We start from the raw sequence: 16,149 nt of genomic DNA on the forward strand, positions 1-16,149 counted from the left end.
CTGTTTGTGATGGAATCATGCGAAGAGCGAAGAATGTCCCAAGTGAATAAGCCTCACTTGGGACGTAAAAGAGTCGCGTTAGCGATTTTGTTCTTTTCTGTATTTTCTTCCTTATATAACATAAAATGGGAATGTGGTACTACATATTGAAAGGGAGAACTTTTACATGAAGAAAGGGAAGTGGCTGGTAATCTCGGGAATTATTTTAGTATGTCTAGCAATATACGTTGGAATAAATAATGAATCGGAAGTATTAAAGAAAGGTACGGATATTATTGAAATAAATACAGATTTATCTGATGGAATGGTATTTCAGGAAGGCAGGCAAAGTTTTGCTGCGGAAATCAGTAGAATTTCGATTAACAACCAGGCCGGTAATACTTTTATCCAGCACGTAAAAGGGGAGGAGGTCACCATTGAAGCGGAGGCGATAGAAACGGAGGGGAAGGCTGCAGAATATAAAATTTCTTTAAAAGATAAAGAAATGAGGATCGAAGTAATGGAAGAGGATAATCGTATTCCATTAAACTTCATCATCTCTGTTCCTGAAGAAGTCCAAGAGATTGATAGTCAGTCAGAGACGGGGAATATTCGTGGTGCATTTAAAGAAACATATTTTGTCCGCTTTGTAACCTACTTCGGTAACCTCATCACGGAATACGAAAAGGTGAATCAACAGGGTGAATACATATCAATGACAAATGTCGGTCAAATATTAACGGTTTTACCGGATGGGACAGAATTGAACTATATGAATCAGAATGCCTCCAGCAGTACACTTTTAATGGGTGTAAAGGAAAACAAATCGGCGGTAAAGTTTATTGCGACCGTTCGGGATGCCGGGTGGATACCGCCGCAGTTTATCGGCAAATCCTATCTGGAGCAACTTTCCTCGCCAAAAGAGCTAAAGGCTATCACCGATCAAGAGTTAAAGGAGGATTTGGAGAAGACGATACAGCTTATGAAGGAGATGCATCCCTACGTCAAAGAAAATCCAGCTATTTATGAGGCTATTTTCGAGAAAGCAAGGGGAAAAGCACAGGAAGTAGAAACGAGAGAGGAACTATACTTAATTTTAAATGAAATGATGGTAGCAACAAAAGATGCACATACGGTCGTCCATTACCATAACGGCTATGTTGATTTTCCAAAGGTGAAATGGACAGCTGAGGATGAGGTTGTCGTAATTAATCAAGGGAACCTTTTCCAAATAGGTGATAAGATTGAGTCTGTTGGTGGAAAATCCATTTCGTTTATTATGGAGGAGGCACGCAACAGGATTCCAGCAGAACATGAAGGGTATATCAAGAGCCAAATCAATTCATTATTAAAAAATTCCATACACTTAAGAGATCTTGGAATGGTCAATGAAACAGATGAAGTAGCAGTCAACCTGGAGAGGGATGGCCAAGAAATCACTGTTAGCATCCCAATAGTGAGAGAAAAAACAGGATCACCTGTTACGGGATACTTCGAAAAACAAGTGAATAATCCTTATAGCTGGTCGATCGAACCTTCAGGGAATTATGGTGAATTTGTGCTCAACGAGAGTATTCAAACAGAAATGTACTTGGATATGCTAAAGGAATTTTTTGAAGAAATGAAAGCAAAAAACATTCCAAATCTGGTAGTCGATCTAAGGGATAATGGCGGAGGGGATTCAACCGTTGCCTATCAATTACTTTCGTATATCAACGTTGATACCATCAGCGACGGCACTAATCAATTCCAAAATCCAAAAGTGGGGGAAGACCTGCTTTTCAATGGTGAGGTATACGTATTGACCTCCCATGATACATTCAGTGCAGGGACTGATTTTGCTGCTATTTTCCATGGTAACGGCGTTGGTAAGCTCGTTGGTGAACCACCTGGAAATAACGCGTCCTATGGAGGGAACATCCGTCAGTTTACATTGGAAAATAGCGGGATTTATCTGCAGATTCCTACCACTATCTACCCTGCGCCGGTTCGAGAGGATATGCAGAATCAGCCCTTGACCATGGATTATCCGGTTGAGGTGACGAGAGCGTCAATTTTAGATGGTGTTGATCCGTGGACGGAGAAGATTATGGAACTAACAAATAACTAAGGACTGAAAAAGAGTGCGTCCTCAATTTTATTTGGGGGCGCTTCTTAAACTGGAATCAAACGCACACCTTGTTATTGTAAGTAACCTATGCCACTATAAAAAATAGAGTTTTACTGAAAAAGCAGAATGGAGAGATAGAAACGTGTCAAAATTGCCAAATTGCCCGAATTGCGGGTCTGAATATACTTATGAGGATGGAAATATGCTGGTTTGCCCGGAATGTGCAAATGAGTGGACGCTCGAAGCCGATACAAGCGAAGAGGGAAAAGTGGTAAGGGACGCCAACGGAAATATCCTGCAGGATGGAGATTCCGTTACGGTAATCAAGGACCTGAAAGTAAAAGGAAGTTCTTCTGTATTAAAAATCGGAACAAAAGTAAAAAGCATCCGCCTCGTCGAAGGAGATCATGACATCGACTGCAAAATCGACGGATTCGGCGCAATGAAGCTGAAATCGGAGTTTGTGAAGAAGGTATAGGCGCTGGGATGAAGGAAGTCAATTAGAGCTATTAACATAAGTGAAAACAAGCATAAGGGGTTGAAAAATCATATTTCGCACGACGCTCTTCTGTCATCGCAATTAAATTGGAAACAGTATCAATTTTTCCTGCATCAAGCATCCCAGATATCCCTGAAAACTCAGCGAATTCCCATTTAATTTCACCTTCATCCCCACAAGCACTTAACAATAAAATTAATGTGCAATTAAAAATAAAAATGATAATTTCTTTATACCCTTCATTTAAACGCCTACCCTGTCTAGTTCTTTTTCTATAACTTCTACTAATTCATCTGCAAAAATCTCACGCGGATATTGGAATTCCAATTCATTGATAAATACAGTTGGTACCATTTTTACATTACGCTCAATTGCCTCAGCAGTAATCAGTAAGCTGCGATCGATATTTGAAAATTCTTCTTTTAAGTCATATTTATCTTCAATGTATTTCTTTATTTCAAAACTCGAATATTTATCCCACGTTGCTTGATTTTTAAATAATTCACTTATGATTTCTAATGTTCTTTCAGGATTAGAGTAATCTAAGTTTGCATTAATTAATGTTCCAGGTAATAACATTTCACGTGGTTTATCGTAATGCTTTACTATTAAAGCTACTTTCTTTTCTGCGAAATACTTTGGAAGCGTATTATCCACTAATTCATAAAATGTTGCACAATATGGACATGCATAATTTAAAAACACTTCAATTTTTACAGGGGCACTCAAATCGCCAATTACTAAATAATCATTTTTAATTTCTGTCATTATTAAACCACCCTTAATTATCTTTTTATTTAAAAAATTAATAAATACATTCTATACTAAGCTTATAGGAATTGTAAACATTAAAAATAGTTAATTATTGGGTTAATGGATATTTTTCAGTCACCTTTAAAAGACCTTGAAGATAATAGGGAAGCATCGTGACGGTTCTCTGCTTTCTTTTTTACTCATTCTGTAAAATCCACTTGACAGTACTCCGCTTCCGGTATTCCGCAATATCTCTATAGCCTTTCCTCAATATTCGTTTGTCCTTTTAGCAGAGGACTAAAAAAACATGGCAACGCTGATACAGTCAAGTGGCAAAAAAGAAAAAATAAGTGCATATCTCACCGGAAGAGCCACAAAGGAATAGATACAAATATGTCCGCTACACTAATGGCAAACAAAGCGGAAGGACATGGCATTTTGATTCTGGACGAAAAGCTGAAGTAAGTGATTTTCATGATGTAATGGAAAAATCAAATAAACCTGGCGCGCCATTTATGACTATTTTGAGATGTCAACTATATCAGACTAGTAAACAGAGAAGTGTTTCATTAGTTAATAATAAATTTGCCATCCGTTATTCAAATGGGGAAGCATCCGTAAGGGAATTATCCACCCCGGAAGAAATAATGGCTGTGCTATCAGAAGAGTTCATGCTCCCCAAATTACCAGCGAAGGAAGCTATTGAAGTTTTAAGTACATTAGGGATAGACATATTTGCTCAAAATTCATAATCGAAACACAGACGCCATGCAGCAACATCAATTCCCATTTCAAACGGAAGCGGAGGAATAAAGATGAAGCAATTTTATATAAAGCAGAAGTTATTCAGTTTCGGAGAGAAATTTACAGTAAAAGATCAGCAGGAGAAGGATGTTTATTATGTGGAGGGAAGTTTTATGCAAGTCCCAAAGACATTCTCCATTATGGATGCTACAAGAGATGAAGTGGCACGCATTACAAAAAAGGTCTTCAGTTTTTTGCCCAGGTTTCTGGTTGAGGTGAATGGTCGGGAAATGTTGGAAATTAAGAAGGAGTTTTCCTTCTTAAAGGACAGGTATACAATTGATGCGGCTGGCATTGAAGTGCAAGGTGATTGGTGGGATATGGATTTCCAGGTTTTAAAGCATGGAAACATTGTAGGTGAAGTGAGCAAGGAGTGGTTCACTTGGGGAGACAGCTATAAGGTTCATATATTGGATGAAGAAATGGAAAGCGTGATTATTGCACTCGTTGTTGCGATCGATTGTGTAAAAGCTGATCAAGCAGCTGCTTCTTCGGCAGGCTCGACATAAACGTGGATGAGTGAAGTCAAAAAGCAGTAAAACAAATCACAATGGGGTGAAATGAACGGATGAGACAGATTATCGCAATGGGTGGAGGCGGGTTTTCCATGGAACCGGAAAATCCCCTTCTTGATAAATACATTATATCTCAAGTTGAAAAAGTACCAAAGGTGTGCTTTATACCGACCGCAAGTGGAGACCAAGCCAATTACATTGAAAGATTTTATGAAGCATTTCGGCTGCTGCCATGCCAGCCTTCCCACCTCTCGCTTTTTGAACCGGAATTTGACGACTTGGAGAGTTTCCTTCTTGATCAGGATGTAATTTACGTAGGCGGAGGAAATACGAGAAATATGCTTCTTTTGTGGAAGGAGTGGGGATTGGATCGAGCATTAAAAAAGGCATACGAAAAGGGCATCATACTTGCTGGACTAAGTGCAGGTGCAATATGTTGGTTTGAAGAAGGGTTAACTGATCCATTAAATGCACCGTTGTATAAACTGGATTGTTTAGGCTTTTTGAAGGGAAGTAATTGTCCGCATTATGATGGAGAAAATAAGAGAAAGCCTTCATATCACCAATCAATCCTAGAAGGTAAGATGAAAGAGGGATACGCGATAGATGATGGTGCAGCCCTTCATTTTGTCAATGAAACCCTATCAGCGTCTGTCAGTTCAAGGCCGAGGGCAAAGTCTTATTTTGTAAAATGTGTAAACGGGGAAATTATTGAAAACGAAGTCCAGACTATTTACTTGAAAAGCTAGTGGATGAAAGAAGCAGAGGCAGACCCCTGCTTCTTTTTAACAAAATGTAGAACCCCTATGGATGTCCCTTTTTATAATATAAAAAAGGGGTTTGGTGAAAATGGGTTTGATCCTGGTTTATTTAACTGTCGGTGCATTGATAGGTGCATCAATATATGCAGTGGCGGATTTACGGCATTGGCTGCTGTTTGCCGCATTGTGCGTTGCATGGTTTCCTCTAATTTTCTTTGGAATGATTATATGTATATTTATTGATTTAAAAGAAATTTCCAATAAACTAAACAGATAAAAACACAAAGCCAGGAAATGAAACCGAATACCGTGACGATTGTCGTTTCGGACCAGCCATATTTTAAGCCGAAGTGGTAGTGGATCGGTGTCATTTTGAAAATCCGCTTTTGGGTAAGTTTAAATGATGAAACTTGTAAAATGACCGATAGTTGTTCAGCAAAATATATGAAGAACAGGATGGGAATCAGGATTTCAACTTTCTCAATTACAGCAAGAAAGGAAAGGGATCCGCCAATAGCCAATGATCCCGTATCCCCCATAAACGCTTTGGCAGGATATATATTATAAATGAGAAAGCCGAGTAGACAGCCGATCATGATTAAGCAAAACAGTTGCACCTCTGAACTGTCTGAAACCATAAAAAAGAAAAAGTATGAAGGGATTGCAACAACACCTAAAAGGCCGTCCAATCCGTCCGTGAAATTGATGGCATTTGCAGAACCCACGACAAACAAGGTGATGACAATGACATATAACGCAATTGGAAGATCCAAGGATACATCTTTATAAATACTGATGCCTGTGTTCACACCAAGCTCGTTGATCACGTAAAAAAGCAGTGCACCAGTAAAGGTAAATTGTAAAATAAGTTTCGTCTTACCCGATACACCTCCTGGATCTTGACGGGACGCTTTCCAGAAGTCATCCAAAAAACCAATGAAGCTGAAAAGAATATAGGTAATGGCCAAAAAATACATGTATGGAGTAGGCGAAATAAGAAGAGCTATGATGATTCCTGCAAAAAGAATGATTCCAAACATCAGCGGAGTGCCTTTTTTCAGCTGATGATCTGAAGGAAGTTCTTTTCTTATCGGTTGAATGAGACGAAGTTTTCTCAAAACGGCAATTAATAATGGAGATAAAACGGAAACAACTACAAATGCAATGAATGCTGGTATTATTTGATCAATCACTTTTCACTTGCCCCTTTTCTGTTTTCTATCTCTCATAAATTCTATAAAACTCATGTATTACCTCTATTAATTACTATCCAATATAAAATACATATAAAAATCCGTTTGAATCCGTATAGTAATCCGTGGGAATTTTGATATGAAAAACTAAATAAGTATGACGAGGTGCAGAGATGAGTGGTTTAAATAAATTGGCTCCAATTCAAGCAGCCAAGCAGTTTATTGAGAAACATTTTCCGGATTGTGACGGAGCTTTGTTGGCAGGGAGTGTAGTTCGTGGTGAAGAAACAGAAACATCCGACCTTGACATTGTCATATTCGATGAAAAACTTCAAGCATCCTTTAGAGAGTCACTGATTGATTTTGGTTGGAGTATAGAAGTTTTTGTACATAACTTAATCTCTTATAAGGAGTTTTTTAAAAGCGATCATGAAAGAGCCAGACCCTCGATGCCAAGAATGGTATCAGAAGGCATGGTTCTAAAAGATAATGGGATCATCGAGTCCATAAAAATCGAGGCGAAAGAGTTATTGGCCAAAGGTCCAGAGAAATGGTCATCGGAAACAATCGAGACAAAAAGGTATTTAAACACGGATGCCTTAGATGACTTCATTGGTTGTAATGATAGAGCAGAAGGGATTTTTATAGCCGGTACACTTGCGGAATTAGTAAGTGAATTCGTATTGAGGACCAACAATAGGTGGATTGGCGCTTCTAAATGGATAGTAAGATCATTAAGAAACTATGACATGGAGTTCGCAGACCGTTTTGTCGACGCATTTGATGATTTTTATTAAACCGGCAATAAAAATAAAATCATTCAACTTGTGGATGGAATATTAGAGTCCTATGGAGGGCGCTTGTTTGAAGGTTATTCTTTCGGCAAAAAATAACTTCATCTGTACATGACCAGTGCCATAAAAGTCCTAACTCTAATTAACTTGTAAATTGAAAAGTACTAATATGGTTGTGAAGACTGGAATATTTTCTGTATTCCATTTAAGGGCCATTTAACGGAATAAATTATGTTACAATTGAAATAACGTAAAAGCGAAAAAACGAGGGGTTATAATATGGGTTTATCTTTAGAAATTGCTAATATTGTTCTACCTTTTGCAATAGTGGGTGGGATTGGAATATTTGTAATTCTAAGAATGAAACATAAGTATAAAAAAGGAACTTTGGGTAAGAAAGAAACAAAAAGTGCTCAAAATTTATTAGATAGTTTAATTCCATTCGGAATGATGATTGGTTTTGCTGTTGCTCTACTTTTAAGCATATTTTCACCAATTTCCTTACTATCTGCAATGACTTGGGGACCTGGGATAGGTTTTTTATTTGGCTATTTTGCTTATGAAATTTATAGCAAAAAAGAAGAGAGTCATTCGTAATAACTGTCTTCCAGAAAATGGCGCTATCCTGAAACAAGGATCAGCGCTCATTTTCATTTTAGGGGCAGATTGTTGAAAAACTCATTTTCGAGATAAATGGATATTTTATAAAGAAATGTACTTAAACTAAAGGGAGTTAAATTTAATTAGAGGAAATACTTAGCGGTGAAGAATGTATTAGAGAACCCTCCATAATGCACTGGACCTTCATAATTAGATACAAAACTAACAATGGAAGTCCAGTACAACGTGGTGAGTTTTTTGTAAAAAGCCTAGTCAGCAATTTGTTTAACGGACTTTCGAGATATAACCAATAAGCCAAATTTCCTGATAGAGAAATTTGGCTCATTTTGAGAGATTAACTCTATTTTTGATCTATTCTGCTTATGCAAAACAAGTAATGGCAGAACTGGGACAATAGATAGCCTATTTTTATATGATAAGCTTCAACTATAAGGGCAGTTTATTTTGGCTAAACGTCGTATTTCATCGCTTAGTTTTCGATTAACGGGATACACTTCTTCTATGAAGCTTAAAATACGAAGTGCAGATTCGGGCACATGATCATATCCCTGTACCATGTCTGCAAGCATTTCCGCGAAACGAGGGTATCTTTTTTCCAGGCGCCTCTCGTTTCCGAAAGGATCGGGAAAGTAATCCACCTCTTGCTCTATCAAATGAAGTACGGATAAAATCCTGTCCACAGCATAACCTTGTACGAACCTCGTCGCTGATAGGCGCTCTCCCCTGGCAAAGCGGCCAAGTCCCACATAGAGATTAGTTAAAGCTTCGTTCAAAGGATGGTCTAAGGAGTCTTTTTTGGGGCTAGGTATCGGGTTGGAAGGTTTAGAAATTCCCGTATTGTTGTAGGAGGGATCCTTCCAAACGACTCTCCCTTCCGTATAAGAACCATTAATCAGCTCCGATTCCTCAAATACCGCATATTCACCAAAAATGCCGTCCTCGAACAGAATTTTATAGCCAATCTTCGAATTCTTAAAAGAATAAGCTAAGGGGTGAACTTCCTCTAGCCAATCCAAATGGTCGATATATCTGCTTTTTTGGTCATGCCTTTCAATGACAAAGAAATCCAAATCTGAATAATCGTCCAGCCGAGCAGTCTCCATTCCAACGGAACCGACACCTAACAATAAAAGTGCACCCCCTTTTCTTTCGAGCGATTTGCCGATCTCGTCGAGCCGATGCAACAGCATTTCTGTTCTCAACATTAAAAGTCCTCCTTTAGCCTTTAGGTTAATGCAAAAAGGGTCCAACCTACTTTTCAGTGAGGTTGAACCCAAAGGTTGCATTGCCTTTATTTTCCTAATGTGATTTTACCATGAACCTTAATTTCTTTCTACCGAAAATGATTTTTATGTACGGAAATGTTCAAAAAACAATACAGGGGGACATATACACAAAAAGATGAAAGCAAAAGAAAACATCGATATCGGATGTTGAGAAGGATAAATCTCAAACATATATACGAAAACCAAATTTCACATTTTCATATACTGTGACAAGGTGTTTTTTGTTTGAAAGGAATTTGTAACTTTTAAATAGAATAATTATGAAGATGATCAGGTAATAGATTTTTACACTTAAGGAGATTAAACTATGGAAAAAAACAAATTGCTAAGAATGGATAATGTCGGTATCGTTGTAGAATCCCTAGATGAAGCAATTTCTTTCTTCGAGGAGATTGGCTTGAACCTCGAAGGGCGTGCCACTGTCGAAGGTGAGTGGGCTGGTCGCGTAACCGGATTGGGTTCTCAGTGCGTAGAGATTGCTATGATGGTTACCCCAGATGGCCACAGCCGACTTGAACTTTCGCGATTTCTCACCCCGCCTACTATATCAGATCACCGGAATGCTCCTGTAAACGCCCTCGGTTATCTACGCGTCATGTTCACCGTAGAAGACATTGACGAAATGGTATCCAGACTCACTAAGTATGGTGCTCAGCTCGTTGGCGAAGTGGTTCAGTACGAGGACTCGTATCGGCTCTGCTACATTCGTGGAATCGAAGGACTTCTAATCGGTTTGGCGGAACAACTCGGTAACAAATAAGCATGTAACGGGTTCTGTTTCGGAGTACAAAACGTAAAATAATAAGCCAAGATCTATTAAGCTCATTGACAAAAAAGATAAATTCTATTATCGTAGTAAAAAACTAATAAAACACTTAAATTCGTATAACCCCAATAATATGGTTTGGGGGTCTCTACCAGGAACCAACAAATCCTGATTACGAAGAAAATGCAAGGATTTACTTGTATTTTCTTCGTAATCAGGATTTTTTTTTGTTGAAAATCAAGGAGGTCCAACAACAATGAATTTTTCTATTATGCCTAAAATTGAACTTCACTGCCATTTGGATGGGAGTGTCAGACCTGATACCATCATTGATATCGCAAGGAGAAGTGGCATCAATATACCTTCCTTTGATAAGGAAAAGATGAAAGAAGAACTAATTGCTCCATTAGACTGTGAATCCTTAGATGAATATTTAAAAAAATTTTCCATTCCTAATTTAGTAATGCAGTCAAAAGAAAATTTGAAAAGAATTACCTTTGAGCTTTTTGAAGATGCAGCAAAGGAAAATGTGAAATATATGGAGGTTCGATTTGCCCCATTACTTCATACGAAAATGGGATTATCTGTAGAAGAAATCATTCAAAGTGTGATAGATGGAATGAAAGAGGCAGAAGAACAATTTGATATCATTGGAAATATCATTTTGTCATGTATGAGAACGATGGCGGTGGAAAGTGCTTTTGAGGTCGTCGAAAGGGGCAAGATATTCCTTGGAAAAGGGGTTGTCGCGATTGATTTGTGTGCTTCCGAAGAGGAAGGATTTTGCGGAAAATTTATTGAACCAATCGCAATGGCTAGGGAATATGGCTACAGAGTCACGATCCACGCTGGTGAAACTGGAATCGGAAAAAATGTGCTTGAGGCTGTTGAATGGTTGGGGGCTGAAAGGATTGGACACGGTGTGTTCATAAAAGACTGTGTAGAAGCTTATAACATTGTAAAGGAAAAACAGATAGTGCTTGAAATGTGTCCAACAAGTAATGTCCAAACCAAAGCAGTAAACCAAATTGGTGACCATCCAATCTACGATTTCCACAGGGATGGAATAAAAGTAACCGTTAATACGGACAACAGAACGGTATCAGATACAACGATGGCGAAGGAGTGCGATTTAGTCTGTAATGAATTTGCTATGAGTGATGAAGAGTATAAACAAATTTACATGAATAGCGTGCAGGCCTCTTTTGCAAATGTAAAGACAAAGGAAAAATTAATGAAATATCTATTAGACATTTAAACCGTATCACCCTTTATTTTTATGACTTTCTACAAATTAGGTCTTGATAATTGAATAAAGTCGCGACATTTACAAAATGTTGCGATTCTTTTTTACCTTGGATATTCTTTGGGTATTTGTTTCGTACTATTTTCATTGACTAAATAAACTAATTACCTTCAAGGTCGCAAAATGGTGTAGGTGGATATTCTCTAACGTCTGCGTCCCCCATTATTCCGTTAAAGAGCGCGTTCCTGGAACAAGGTTCAGCGCTCATTTTTCATTTTATGGAGATATAATAAAACAACACTTGGCAGGCTAGCTAAATTGGATATCTATGTTAAAATTAATGAGAATTTTTGTGAAGATTTTTTTGCACTCAGGTATCTTAAATAAGTTTTAAAGTATATAAAAATAAGGACTGGTGGCAGCGTGGCATTAGAGTGGATTGAGATAACGAATAGTGGAACAAAGTATTTAGAAGAAGTAATGGAATTATACGAACAATCTTTTCCTATTGAAGTCAGGGAGTCACAAGATATTTTTCATCGAAGCATTAGGTATTCCGAAAGTAGTTTTCCAAACAATTTTCGTTTTTTGGTAGGAGTTGAAGATGGGAAAGTGTTATCATTTGCAACAAGCCACTTTTTGGCGAGTGTTAATGCAGGTTTTGTTGTTTATATCGTGACAAACCCCTCTATTAGAAGTATTGGATTAGGTTCTAAAACTCTCACAAAGCTAGAAGAACTACTTAATGCAGATGCAATTAAAGCAGGATATGAAAATATTGATAAGATACTCCTAGAAACAGAAACAAAAGAAATGGTTCATACTGAAGAAGAAAGAGCAGAATGTAGTAAACGAGACAAATTTTTCGAGAAAAACGGATATATTCATCTAAATTCTATTGATTATAGGCAGCCACATTTACATAAGGGAGAGTCTTCGATACCTCTTAAATTATTTGTTAAAAAATACAACGGCATTGAAATTTCAAAGGATATGTTTCAGCAAGCAATAGTAGCTCTTTATCAAGAGAAGTACTTCAAAGTAAATGAAATAGAAAGAAATGTCCTTCATAAATGCTTGGCAGAAATGGGAATAGAGGCTAAAGTTGTAACTTTTTAAGCGCTCATTTTCATTATATGCCCATTAAGTTGAAGTACAAAGAAATTCATCTAATTTTGTAATTGAATACGGGTTGGTATGTATATGGAGTCCAAGTTGAAAACAATCTTCTAGTCGAAGATCGTTTTCACATAAAAAAACTTATATATATTCCAAAATGCAGTAGCCTTATAAGTGTTCCTTTTTATAATATTAAAAAGGAGTTCGATGACAAAATATGGAGGGCGCTTGTTTGAAGGTTATTCTTTAGGCAAAAAATAACTTCTTCTGTACATGATGAGTGCCATAAAAGTCCTAACGCTAATTATCTTGTAAATTGAAAAGTACTAATATGGTTGTGAAGGCTGGAATATCTTCTGTTTTCCATTTAAGGGCGATTTAATTGAATAAGACTGGGAATCTTCAGGAGTTAATTTGCGAATTTGAGATAAGGTATATTATATTTGTTGAATAGATTCTCTTTAAAAACAAGAAAAGTAGGTGAACAAAGTGGGGAAATATCAATTGGATACCAAAGGAAAGGTAGCTGTGACGAAGTTTCATGAAAAACAGACACCTGCTAAATTTGATAAAAAGCAGCAACTTGAAAAAATACGTGCGGAGTATTTGAAAAAGAAGCAAAAACAAACAGATAAATAATATGAATGAAAACATAGGAAGACTAAATCTCCCTATGTTTTTCTTATTAGAAGTTCTTTCTTTAATTGATAATGAAAATTCTGATTGGTTTAAAAATATGATATCTAATTGGAGGCTCATTATGGCAATAATTTTTGTTACATGGTTATCTGGAGTAGGGACTGGTTTTAGAAGGTTTTGAAAAAGTATTACCGTTATTAGAAATAAGGTCTGATATTATTATAGATACTACATATATTGGAATTAACGAGGTTTGTAAAACTTAAACAATTATTATAATCATTTTTCTGGTTATTCAATTATCGGGCGCGACTGGTCAATAAGAACAGTCGCATCTTTTGCTAACATATTTAGTTGAACAAGGAAGTTTGTAAAATTGTGATATATGTATGGGAGGATTAAATGTCCATACATCTGGTTTACAGGGAAAGGGGAAACAAATACATGTCTATTTACCATAAAGTAATTGGAGAAGGATATCCCATCATTATGTTGCATGGTTGGACACTTGACCATCAAGTTATGTTACATGCAATGGAACCGTTATTCGAGAAACGAAGCGGTTGGAAGAGAATATACATAGACTTACCAGGTATGGGGCATTCCGAGTCACAACCAACTATTCAGAACTCTGATGATATTTTAGAAGCGATATTGCGTCTTTTGGACGAGATTATCCCTGGTCAACGGTTTATTATTTGTGGTAATTCATATGGCGGGTACATTGCCAGAGGCATAGTCCGTTCACGGCGGGACACAATTCGTGGATTACTGCTGATGGCACCAATGACTATACCTGAATTCGATGAAAGGATAGTACCACAGCAGACCGTTCTAAAAAGAGACAGCAACTTGATATCGGATTTGTCACTAGAAGATGCAGATGAGTTTTGCTCGATGGGGGTAGTGCAAGGTCAAACTGAATGGGAGAGGTTTCGAAATGAAATTTTACTTCCTTCTAAACAAGCAAATAATGAATTCTTAAATCAAATACGTCAAAATGGATATGGCTTTACATTCGATATTTCATCTAAACTTGAGTATCCCACACTAATTATCACAGGACGTCAGGACAATGTAGTCGGATATCACGATGCTTGGCGACTGATTGAAGATTACCCAAGGGCAACTTTTGCAGTGCTTGATATGGCTGGTCACAACCTACAAATCGAACAAACCGATGTATTTAACGCATTAGTTCAAAACTGGTTAAACATACTTGAGTCAGAAAATTTCCGGCTGGTATAACTTTTCATAAATTTGAGTTCTTGTTGCACTAACTGGAGCTATCCTGGAACAGGGATTAGCGCTCATTTTTATTTTAGAGAAGATGAAAAATATTGTAGGAATTTTTTAACTATGAAATAATTGGTATTAAGCAATAGGGAGTTTACTTGAATAAGCGGTATTCTGTTTTAAGTAAATTAAGGAGGAGTAGTACATGGAAAATACTTTACAACATAAGAATGTGAAATCTTATATTAAGGTATTATTGTTAGTCTTAACAATTTTATCAACCAGTCTAGTCATTTGGGCAGGCTTTACTGGCAGAGAGTCTATATAACCGTTTTTATTAACCTTAACACTGTTTCTTTCTATAAGTAATTTACAATTTATTTATGAAAATACAAAAAGAAAGACATTGTATAGGGTTTTATTTATTGTGTCATGTTGTCAGTTGTATTAGCATTTGCAAACTTAATCTTTGGGGGATGATGAGTTGTAAGCGAAAAAATTCTTAATCTAAACGAGTGCTTTAGTAAAATAACTGAGGTGCCATTTTTGTGGATTTTTCACATTTCCAATATTCAACAAACTGGAGCGTTTATTGAACATAAGGATCTTCATTTAGTTGAAAATCTATTTGTACTATATATGGGTTTAAAAACATGTATTTATTTTAAAAGAATTGTCGATATTACTTATTTGAGTTTTATAATACTATCTTGTCTGGTTGTAAGTGTTATACTTCCATCCTCTAATTCTTGCAAAAATACCTTATATTTATTGCCAACATTTATGTTGTGTGGAAGAAACAATTCATTTACCTTCAAATCTCCCTTAAATTGATAAGTTCTTCTTCAGAAGTAACCTTATCCATTACCTTCCTTTTCTCTACTTTTATTAACTATGAGCTGCCTTCTTTTTGGATAAATTTTATTAAGTTATTTTTAAAATTAAGATTATCCTTTAAGAACTTTTCATTTCCTTTTACGTCTAGGTTCTTGATAATCATTATTGATTCATCAAGTGCATTGAATAAAGGGTCAGGGTAAAATTCACTTTCCCATCTTTCAAGAAATAAAAGAACTGTTTGATTTATTTCCATATCATTAGGTCTTTCATAAACATCAATTACATCTTCTTCTAATTTACCTTTTAATTGTTGGGTAATTTTGACCTTGTATTTTGTTCCATCTATAGCGTAATCTTCTAAACCTTCAACTTCTCCTACAACAATAAATTGCGCATCTGCAACTAAGGTTTCTAGGTCTTCATAAATTACACTCTTCTCACCTTCTTCAACATATTGACTATCATGATCCTCCAGTTCATTAATTATCTGTGAGGAGGATTCATTTGTTTGACAACCTACCATAATTAAAAGAAATATACAAATTGTTATAAACGACGATAATATTCTCAACAATACTCCTCCTATTGGTACACTTGGATCAAGTGATTTTTATCACGACTTGTTAGAGATGTCACTCTACTTGGCTCCGAATACATAACATCTCCAGTACTTGAACTGTGTCCTCGTCAACCAAGGGCATGACCACGCTCGTGAGTGGTTGTTTTTCTATAATATTCCATTCTGGTGTGAGTATTGCTATCAGTTCTGTTTCTTATCAAAATTTGGGTATTTATATGTTGGTAACCATTTTTTATTGTTGAACCAGCTTATATGTATCACCTCCTAAAAAAATTATAATAACCATTATTTTCAATTTATCAGAATGATAGATTGTTAATGACGTTTTACAATGTCCAAAATTTGACGTGGCTATTAGTCCTGAAACTGACGGGTTCAGTGTCCATATTGAAGGGGAAGCAGACCTTT

At 36.6% G+C, this 16,149-nt stretch carries 17 protein-coding genes, 1 pseudogene and 1 riboswitch; of the genes and pseudogenes, 13 read left to right on the plus strand and 5 right to left on the minus strand.

All coding sequences use genetic code 11. The features are described 5' to 3' along the window. Positions 1-166 precede the first annotated feature (166 nt). Together ACFVAD_RS23940 and ACFVAD_RS23945 are read left to right on the plus strand one after the other, a co-directional pair. Positions 167-2,089, plus strand: a complete 1,923-nt coding sequence (locus ACFVAD_RS23940; RefSeq protein WP_386646343.1) for a S41 family peptidase — start codon at positions 167-169, stop codon at positions 2,087-2,089. 142 nt (positions 2,090-2,231) lie between these two features. Continuing rightward, entirely contained in the window at positions 2,232-2,567 is a 336-nt protein-coding gene (locus ACFVAD_RS23945) for a zinc ribbon domain-containing protein YjdM (protein WP_386646346.1), read from the plus strand. A 31-nt stretch (positions 2,568-2,598) separates the two neighbouring features. Here ACFVAD_RS23945 and ACFVAD_RS23950 read toward each other — a convergent pair whose 3' ends face one another. Together ACFVAD_RS23950 and ACFVAD_RS23955 are read right to left on the minus strand one after the other, a co-directional pair. Then, positions 2,599-2,709 (minus strand): transporter substrate-binding domain-containing protein, encoded by a 111-nt coding sequence (locus tag ACFVAD_RS23950; RefSeq protein ID WP_386646348.1) that lies wholly within the window; start codon positions 2,707-2,709, stop codon positions 2,599-2,601. Between the two features lie 122 nt (positions 2,710-2,831). Beyond that, entirely contained in the window at positions 2,832-3,356 is a 525-nt protein-coding gene (locus ACFVAD_RS23955) for a thioredoxin domain-containing protein (RefSeq protein WP_386646351.1), read from the minus strand. A gap of 335 nt (positions 3,357-3,691) precedes the next feature. Between ACFVAD_RS23955 and ACFVAD_RS23960 the strand changes: the two genes are divergently transcribed. The 3 genes from ACFVAD_RS23960 to ACFVAD_RS23970 all read left to right on the plus strand — a co-directional run bounded on the left by ACFVAD_RS23960 (position 3,692) and on the right by ACFVAD_RS23970 (position 5,409). Beyond that, complete coding sequence (locus tag ACFVAD_RS23960) at positions 3,692-4,093, plus strand: hypothetical protein (protein WP_386646354.1); 402 nt, start codon at positions 3,692-3,694, stop codon at positions 4,091-4,093. Between the two features lie 63 nt (positions 4,094-4,156). Next, positions 4,157-4,654, plus strand: coding sequence for an LURP-one-related/scramblase family protein (locus ACFVAD_RS23965; RefSeq protein ID WP_386646357.1), 498 nt, complete (start codon positions 4,157-4,159; stop codon positions 4,652-4,654). A gap of 59 nt (positions 4,655-4,713) precedes the next feature. Next, positions 4,714-5,409, plus strand: coding sequence for a Type 1 glutamine amidotransferase-like domain-containing protein (locus ACFVAD_RS23970; RefSeq protein WP_386646360.1), 696 nt, complete (start codon positions 4,714-4,716; stop codon positions 5,407-5,409). A gap of 248 nt (positions 5,410-5,657) precedes the next feature. Here the strand turns inward: ACFVAD_RS23970 and ACFVAD_RS23975 are convergent, their stop codons facing one another. Continuing rightward, positions 5,658-6,614, minus strand: a complete 957-nt coding sequence (locus ACFVAD_RS23975; RefSeq protein WP_386646363.1) for a phospho-N-acetylmuramoyl-pentapeptide-transferase — start codon at positions 6,612-6,614, stop codon at positions 5,658-5,660. A 173-nt stretch (positions 6,615-6,787) separates the two neighbouring features. Here ACFVAD_RS23975 and ACFVAD_RS23980 point away from each other — a divergent pair. Both ACFVAD_RS23980 and ACFVAD_RS23985 read left to right on the plus strand, forming a co-directional pair. Beyond that, positions 6,788-7,507: pseudogene (locus ACFVAD_RS23980) on the plus strand (nucleotidyltransferase domain-containing protein). 180 nt (positions 7,508-7,687) lie between these two features. Continuing rightward, on the plus strand, positions 7,688-8,005 hold the full coding sequence (locus ACFVAD_RS23985) for a hypothetical protein (protein WP_386646366.1): 318 nt from the start codon (positions 7,688-7,690) through the stop codon (positions 8,003-8,005). 446 nt (positions 8,006-8,451) lie between these two features. Here ACFVAD_RS23985 and ACFVAD_RS23990 read toward each other — a convergent pair whose 3' ends face one another. Beyond that, positions 8,452-9,234, minus strand: coding sequence for a hypothetical protein (locus ACFVAD_RS23990; RefSeq protein WP_386646369.1), 783 nt, complete (start codon positions 9,232-9,234; stop codon positions 8,452-8,454). A gap of 388 nt (positions 9,235-9,622) precedes the next feature. Here ACFVAD_RS23990 and ACFVAD_RS23995 point away from each other — a divergent pair, with 388 nt between their 5' ends. The 6 genes from ACFVAD_RS23995 to ACFVAD_RS24020 all read left to right on the plus strand — a co-directional run bounded on the left by ACFVAD_RS23995 (position 9,623) and on the right by ACFVAD_RS24020 (position 14,649). Beyond that, complete coding sequence (locus tag ACFVAD_RS23995) at positions 9,623-10,075, plus strand: VOC family protein (RefSeq protein WP_386646371.1); 453 nt, start codon at positions 9,623-9,625, stop codon at positions 10,073-10,075. 101 nt (positions 10,076-10,176) lie between these two features. Beyond that, positions 10,177-10,276: riboswitch (purine riboswitch) on the plus strand. Positions 10,277-10,352: 76 nt separating this feature from the next. Further along, positions 10,353-11,339 carry an adenosine deaminase gene (add, locus tag ACFVAD_RS24000; protein ID WP_386646386.1) on the plus strand — a complete coding sequence of 329 codons (987 nt, stop codon included), beginning with the start codon at positions 10,353-10,355 and terminating at the stop codon, positions 11,337-11,339. Positions 11,340-11,750: 411 nt separating this feature from the next. Beyond that, entirely contained in the window at positions 11,751-12,446 is a 696-nt protein-coding gene (locus ACFVAD_RS24005) for a GNAT family N-acetyltransferase (protein WP_386646374.1), read from the plus strand. A gap of 504 nt (positions 12,447-12,950) precedes the next feature. Further along, positions 12,951-13,085, plus strand: coding sequence for a hypothetical protein (locus ACFVAD_RS24010; RefSeq protein WP_386646389.1), 135 nt, complete (start codon positions 12,951-12,953; stop codon positions 13,083-13,085). A gap of 444 nt (positions 13,086-13,529) precedes the next feature. Continuing rightward, on the plus strand, positions 13,530-14,333 hold the full coding sequence (locus tag ACFVAD_RS24015) for an alpha/beta fold hydrolase (RefSeq protein ID WP_386646377.1): 804 nt from the start codon (positions 13,530-13,532) through the stop codon (positions 14,331-14,333). A gap of 193 nt (positions 14,334-14,526) precedes the next feature. After that, positions 14,527-14,649, plus strand: a complete 123-nt coding sequence (locus tag ACFVAD_RS24020; protein ID WP_386646380.1) for a hypothetical protein — start codon at positions 14,527-14,529, stop codon at positions 14,647-14,649. A gap of 564 nt (positions 14,650-15,213) precedes the next feature. Here the strand turns inward: ACFVAD_RS24020 and ACFVAD_RS24025 are convergent. After that, positions 15,214-15,732, minus strand: coding sequence for a hypothetical protein (locus ACFVAD_RS24025; protein WP_386646383.1), 519 nt, complete (start codon positions 15,730-15,732; stop codon positions 15,214-15,216). Between the last annotated feature and the right edge of the window lie 417 nt (positions 15,733-16,149).

Origin of the sequence: Sutcliffiella sp. NPDC057660, from assembly GCF_042800035.1 — a bacterium.
Lineage (GTDB): Bacteria > Bacillota > Bacilli > Bacillales > Bacillaceae_I > Sutcliffiella_A.

What these genes read in the sequence shown, in the direction of transcription:
- ACFVAD_RS23965 (WP_386646357.1), top strand. Translation starts at nt 4,157, where the DNA reads ATGAAGCAATTTTATATAAAGCAGAAGTTATTCAGTTTCGGAGAGAAA.
- ACFVAD_RS23990 (WP_386646369.1), bottom strand. Translation starts at nt 9,234, where the DNA reads ATGTTGAGAACAGAAATGCTGTTGCATCGGCTCGACGAGATCGGCAAA.
- ACFVAD_RS24020 (WP_386646380.1), top strand. Translation starts at nt 14,527, where the DNA reads ATGGAAAATACTTTACAACATAAGAATGTGAAATCTTATATTAAGGTA.
- ACFVAD_RS23970 (WP_386646360.1), top strand. Translation starts at nt 4,714, where the DNA reads ATGAGACAGATTATCGCAATGGGTGGAGGCGGGTTTTCCATGGAACCG.
- ACFVAD_RS23985 (WP_386646366.1), top strand. Translation starts at nt 7,688, where the DNA reads ATGGGTTTATCTTTAGAAATTGCTAATATTGTTCTACCTTTTGCAATA.
- ACFVAD_RS24015 (WP_386646377.1), top strand. Translation starts at nt 13,530, where the DNA reads ATGTCTATTTACCATAAAGTAATTGGAGAAGGATATCCCATCATTATG.
- ACFVAD_RS23940 (WP_386646343.1), top strand. Translation starts at nt 167, where the DNA reads ATGAAGAAAGGGAAGTGGCTGGTAATCTCGGGAATTATTTTAGTATGT.
- add (WP_386646386.1), top strand. Translation starts at nt 10,353, where the DNA reads ATGCCTAAAATTGAACTTCACTGCCATTTGGATGGGAGTGTCAGACCT.
- ACFVAD_RS23950 (WP_386646348.1), bottom strand. Translation starts at nt 2,709, where the DNA reads ATGCTTGATGCAGGAAAAATTGATACTGTTTCCAATTTAATTGCGATG.
- ACFVAD_RS23995 (WP_386646371.1), top strand. Translation starts at nt 9,623, where the DNA reads ATGGAAAAAAACAAATTGCTAAGAATGGATAATGTCGGTATCGTTGTA.
- ACFVAD_RS23955 (WP_386646351.1), bottom strand. Translation starts at nt 3,356, where the DNA reads ATGACAGAAATTAAAAATGATTATTTAGTAATTGGCGATTTGAGTGCC.